Origin of the sequence: Pseudomonas sp. KB_15 (assembly GCF_052114525.1) — a bacterium.
Classification (GTDB): Bacteria; Pseudomonadota; Gammaproteobacteria; order Pseudomonadales; family Pseudomonadaceae; genus Aquipseudomonas.
The window spans coordinates 1-523 of sequence record NZ_JBFREX010000163.1 but is presented as its reverse complement, the minus strand read 5'-3'; the positions used below and the strand labels follow the sequence as shown (position 1 = coordinate 523).

The following is a 523-nucleotide window of genomic DNA, read 5'->3' as shown; positions in this document are numbered from 1 at the left end:
GCCTCCTGCACCGGGTGGAGCGTGCCGTCCGCCTGGCGCAGGTCTTCCACGGTGATCAGGGCCTTGCCGTCGAGCGTGGGCAGGAACTGGATGCAGGCGTTCACGGCCTTGAAGGCCACGTCGCCGCCATCCTGCAACTCGCCGATCACGACGGTGCAGGCACCGCAGTCACCTTCGGCGCAGCCTTCCTTGGTGCCGGTGCAGCGCACGTCCTCGCGCAGGTACTGCAGGACCGTGCGGGTCACCGGGGCGTCGGACACTTCCTGGACCTGGCCGCGGTGGAAAAAGCGGATGGTTTGCGTCTCCATGGTCTTCTCTCTTTCGGGGATGGCGGAAACATAGCACCGGCCACTTTCATGCAATATTCGGCCCAGGTGATATGCCCCATCAATGCGCGACCGCTGGCGCGGTCCGGCGCCGTCTTCCCCGCCTGGAACCCAGCGCGGGCGCGGCTTGCCGGCGGACTCCGGGTCTTCCCGTAGTGCGCCGGCATTTGACCGCCCGTGGGGTGCCTGACATACAC

Annotated in this window: 1 protein-coding gene; it reads right to left on the bottom strand. The window is 67.1% G+C overall.

The window, feature by feature from the left end; translation table 11 throughout:
• A partial coding sequence (locus AB4Z35_RS30240) for a 2Fe-2S iron-sulfur cluster-binding protein (protein ID WP_442101193.1) occupies positions 1–308 on the bottom strand: 308 nt, incomplete at its 3' end.
• Positions 309–523: the final 215 nt, after the last annotated feature.